Below are 4580 nucleotides of genomic sequence, written 5' to 3'. Positions count from 1 at the left end.
ACGGGCCCACAGGGCGTCGTTGAACAGCTCGACCTCGATGGGACCGGTGTAGCCGGCCGCCTCCACGTACCCCTGCCACTCCCGCATGTCGATGCTCCCGTCGCCGAGCTGGCCGCGGCCGTTGAGGACGCCCTCGGGCAGCGGGGTGGTCCAGTCGGCGAGCTGGAAGGTGTGGATGCGGTCCTGGGCGCCGGCGCGGGCGATCTGCGCGGGCGCCGTGTCGTCCCACCAGACGTGGTACGTGTCGACGGTGACGCCGACCTGCCGGGCCGGGAACCGTTCGGCGAGGTCCAGGGCCTGGGCGAGGGTGGAGACCACGCAGCGGTCGGAGGCGAACATGGGGTGCAGCGGCTCGATGGCCAGGCGCACCCCGTGCTCCTCGGCGTACGGGCCCAGCTCCGCCAGGGCGTCCGCGATGCGTTCGCGGGCGCCGCGCAGGTCCTTGGAGCCGGCCGGGAGGCCGCCGGAGACCAGGACCAGGGTGTCGGTGCCCAGGGCGGCGGCCTCGTCGACGGCGCGGCGGTTGTCGGCCAGGGCGGCGGCCCGCTCCGCGGGGTCGACCGCGGTGAGGAAGCCGCCCCGGCACAGGGTGGCGACCGTCAGGCCGGCGTCCCGGACCAGTTTCGCCGCGGCCCCCACTCCGTAGGCCTGGACGGGTTCGCGCCACAGGCCGACGCCGGGGACGCCCAGGTCGCGGCAGGCGTCCACGAGTTCCGGCAGCGACAGCTGCCTGACCGTCATCTGGTTGATGCTGAAACGCGCGAGGCCGTCGGCGGGCCCGGTCACGGGATCGGTCGCGGAGCCGGCCACCGGCTCGGTCACGGCGTCGGTCACGGCGTCACTCCGTACAGGTGCAGCAGGGTCCGCATGCGGTCCTCGGCGAGCTTGGGGTCGGGGAACAGGCCGAGGCCGTCGGCGAGTTCGTAGGCGCGGGCGAGGTGCGGCAGGGAGCGGGCGGACTGCAGGCCGCCGACCATGGCGAAGTGGTCCTGGTGGCCGGCCAGCCAGGCCAGGAAGACCACGCCCGTCTTGTAGAAGCGGGTGGGCGCCCGGAAGAGGTGCCGGGACAGTTCGACGGTGGGGTCGAGGAGGGCGCGGAAGCCGTCCGTGTCGCCCGTGTCGAGCATGCGCACCGCCTGGGCGGCCAGCGGGCCGAGCGGGTCGAAGATGCCGAGCAGGGCGTGGCTGAAGCCCTGCTCGTCGCCCGCGATCAGCTCGGGGTAGTGGAAGTCGTCGCCGGTGTAGCAGCGCACCCCCTGCGGCAGGCGGCGGCGCAGGGCCACCTCGCGCCCGGCGTCGAGCAGCGAGACCTTGATGCCGTCGACCTTGTCGGGGTGGGCGGCGATGACCTCCAGGAAGGTGTCGGTGGCCGCGTCCAGGTCGGACGAGCCCCAGTAGCCCTCCAGCGCCGGGTCGAACATGGGGCCGAGCCAGTGCAGGACCACGGGTTCGGCGGACTGGCGGAGGAGGTGGCCGTAGACCTCCAGGTAGTCGTCCGGGCTCTTCGCCGCCGAGGCCAGGGCGCGGGAGGCCATCAGGATGGCCTGGGCACCCGACTCCTCGACGAGCGCGAGCTGTTCCTCGTAGGCGGCCCGCACCTCGTCGAGCGTGCCGGAGGCGATCTGGTCGGTGCCGACGCCGCAGGCGATGCGCCCGCCGACCGCCTTCGCCTCGGCGGCGGAGCGGCGGATCAGCTCGGCGGCGCCCGCCCAGTCCAGGCCCATGCCGCGCTGGGCGGTGTCCATCGCCTCGGCGACGCCGAGCCCGTGCGACCACAGGTGGCGGCGGAAGGCGAGGGTGGCGTCCCAGTCGACGGCGGCGGGCGAGTCGGGGGTGGTGTCGGCGTACGGGTCGGCGACGACGTGCGCCGCGGAGAAGACCGTGCGGGAGGTGAAGGGGGCCCCGGTGGTGAGGGCGAGGGGCTCGGTGCGGGGCTCGTACGTCCGCAGCCGGCCGTGCGCGTCGGGCAGTTCGATGGTCACAGCGCGATCTCCGGCACGTCGAGGCGGCGGCCCTCGGCCGAGGACCTCAGGCCCAGTTCGGCGAGCTGGACGCCGCGGGCGCCGGCCAGCAGGTCCCAGTGGTAGGGGGCGTCGGCGTAGACGTGCTTGAGGAACAGCTCCCACTGGGCCTTGAAGCCGTTGTCGAACGTGCCGTTGTCGGGGACCTCCTGCCACTGGTCGCGGAAGACCTCGGTGGCGGGGATGTCCGGGTTCCAGACGGGCTTGGGGGTGGCGGAGCGGTGCTGGACGCGGCAGTCGCGCAGGCCCGCGACGGCCGACCCCTCGGTGCCGTCCACCTGGAACTCGACGAGTTCGTCGCGGTGGACCCGGACCGCCCAGGAGGAGTTGATCTGGGCGATCGCGCCGCCCTCCAGTTCGAAGACGCCGTAGGCGGCGTCGTCGGCGGTGGCGTCGTAGGGCTTGCCGTTCTCGTCCCAGCGCTGCGGGACGTGGGTGGCGGTCAGGGCCTGGACGGAGCGCACCCGGCCGAACAGCTCGTGCAGCACGTACTCCCAGTGCGGGAACATGTCGACGACGATGCCGCCGCCGTCCTCGGCGCGGTAGTTCCAGGAGGGGCGCTGCGCTTCCTGCCAGTCGCCCTCGAAGACCCAGTAGCCGAACTCGCCGCGCACCGACAGGATCCGGCCGAAGAAGCCGCCGTCGATGAGCCGCTTCAGCTTGAGCAGGCCCGGCAGGAACAGCTTGTCCTGCACCACGCCGTGCTTGATCCCGGCGGCGTTCGCGAGCCGGGCCAGTTCCAGGGCGCCGTCGAGGCCGGTGGCGGTCGGCTTCTCGGTGTAGACGTGCTTGCCGGCCGCGATCGCCCGGGTGAGGGCCTCCTCGCGGGCGGAGGTGACCTGGGCGTCGAAGTAGACGTCGACGCTCTCGTCGGCGAGCACGGCGTCCAGGTCGGTGGAGACGTGCTCCAGGCCGTGCCGGTCGGCCAGCGCGCGCAGCGCGTGCTCGCGGCGGCCGACCAGGACCGGCTCCGGCCACAGCACGGTGCCGTCACCGAGGTCGAGGCCGCCCTGCTCGCGCAGGGCCAGGATGGAGCGGACGAGGTGCTGCCGGTAGCCCATCCGCCCCGTCACACCGTTCATGGCGATACGCACCGTCTTGCGTGTCACGTCGTTCCCTTCGTACGCGGTCCCCGCGCGCCGCACACGCCCCGCCCGTCACGCGCCGGCCGGCGATCGGCGGCCGGCGGTCCGAGGACTGGTGAACGTCACAGCAAGCGCTTTCTACACCTCTAGAAGCTAGCCCCTCGACGGCGCCCGGGACAAGACCGCGGGGAACCCGACTTGTTCGAGGGGGCGAACAAGTGGGCGCGGGGCCATAGGGTCAGGTCGGGGGCGGGACATCGGGTCCGCACCCGGAACGCGCCCGGACACGCCCGGACACGGCGGCCGGCGCCGAGACGACGAGACGCGCGACCGGAGGACTAGAGATGACGGTGACCCTGGCGGACGTGGCGGCCCGCGCGCAGGTCTCCCCCGCGACGGTGTCGCGCGTGCTGAACGGGAACTACCCCGTGGCCGCTTCCACCCGCGAGCGGGTGCTGAGGGCGGTGGACGAACTCGACTACGTGCTCAACGGCCCCGCCAGCTCCCTGGCCGCCGCCACCTCCGACCTGGTGGGCATCCTGGTGAACGACATCGCCGACCCGTTCTTCGGGATCATGGCGAGCGCGATCCAGTCCGAGATCGGGGGACCGGGCGGGCGGGCCGGCGGGGAGAGGCTCGCCGTGGTGTGCAACACGGGCGGCTCCCCGGAACGCGAACTGACCTACCTCACGCTGCTCCAGCGGCAGCGGGCCGCGGCGGTGGTGCTGACCGGCGGCGCCATCGAGGACGCCCCGCACCGGGCGGCGATGGACGCGAAGCTGCGCAAGCTGACGGACGCCGGGACCCGGGTGGTGCTGTGCGGCCGGCCGCCGGCGCCGGGCACCGGGGCGATCGCGCTGACCTTCGACAACCGCGGCGGCGGCCGGGAACTCACCGAGCACCTGATCGGGCTCGGCCACCGCCGCCTCGGCTACGTCGCGGGCCCGCAGGAGCGCACCACCACCCGCCACCGCCTCGAGGGGCACCGGGCCGCGCTGGCCGCGCACGGCATCGAGGAGGACCCCCGCTGGACCGTCCACGGCCGCTACGACCGCCGTTCCGGCTACGAGGCCGCGCTCGAACTCCTGCGCAGGGACCCCGCGCTGACCGCCGTGGTCGCCGCGAACGACTCCGTCGCGCTGGGCGCGTGCGCGGCACTGCGGGACTCCGGCCGGAAGATCCCCGACGACGTGTCGGTCGCCGGTTTCGACGACCTCCCGTTCAGCATCGACGCGGTGCCCGCCCTGACGACGGTGCGGCTGCCGCTCGCCGAGGCGGGGGCGCGGGCCGGCCGCATCGCGATGGGCCGCGAGGAACCGCCGCCCGGGGGGATCGCCTCCGCACGGGGCGAGTTGATGGTGCGGGGGTCCTCGGGGGCGCCGCGGGCGTGAGCGGGACGGCCGGGGCCCGTTCCGTTCGGGCGGGCGGTCGGGGAGCGGGAGGCCGGTCCGGGGAGGTGGAGCAGGCGGGGCTC

The 4580-nt window shown here is 74.2% G+C and carries 4 protein-coding genes; 1 reads left to right on the top strand and 3 read right to left on the bottom strand.

Annotated elements, in window-relative coordinates; genetic code table 11:
* From AOK18_RS26965 to AOK18_RS26955, 3 genes are all read right to left on the bottom strand, one after another.
* The coding region (locus AOK18_RS26965) for a sugar phosphate isomerase/epimerase family protein (RefSeq protein ID WP_055696025.1) at nucleotides 1–741 on the bottom strand (741 nt) is incomplete at its 3' end.
* Between the two features lie 89 nt (nucleotides 742–830).
* Nucleotides 831–1982 (bottom strand): dihydrodipicolinate synthase family protein, encoded by a 1152-nt coding sequence (locus AOK18_RS26960; protein WP_055573575.1) that lies wholly within the window; start codon nucleotides 1980–1982, stop codon nucleotides 831–833.
* The gene (locus tag AOK18_RS26955; RefSeq protein ID WP_055696024.1) at nucleotides 1979–3130 is read right to left on the bottom strand and encodes a Gfo/Idh/MocA family protein; all 1152 of its coding nucleotides are present in this window, start codon (nucleotides 3128–3130) and stop codon (nucleotides 1979–1981) included. The genes AOK18_RS26960 and AOK18_RS26955 overlap by 4 nt, the downstream gene beginning before the upstream one ends.
* Nucleotides 3131–3450: 320 nt before the next feature.
* Here AOK18_RS26955 and AOK18_RS26950 point away from each other — a divergent pair, with 320 nt between their 5' ends.
* Nucleotides 3451–4497, top strand: coding sequence for a LacI family DNA-binding transcriptional regulator (locus AOK18_RS26950; RefSeq protein WP_055696023.1), 1047 nt, complete (start codon nucleotides 3451–3453; stop codon nucleotides 4495–4497).
* Nucleotides 4498–4580 lie beyond the last annotated feature (83 nt).

The organism is Streptomyces prasinopilosus (assembly GCF_001419695.1).
Classification (GTDB): Bacteria; Actinomycetota; Actinomycetes; order Streptomycetales; family Streptomycetaceae; genus Streptomyces; species Streptomyces prasinopilosus.
Note: the sequence above shows the minus strand (reverse complement) of the source record. Positions and strands in the feature narration are given on the sequence as shown.

Excerpts from the sequence above, each read along its gene's own strand:
- AOK18_RS26950 (WP_055696023.1), top strand. The coding sequence starts at position 3,451 with ATGACGGTGACCCTGGCGGACGTGGCGGCCCGCGCGCAGGTCTCCCCC.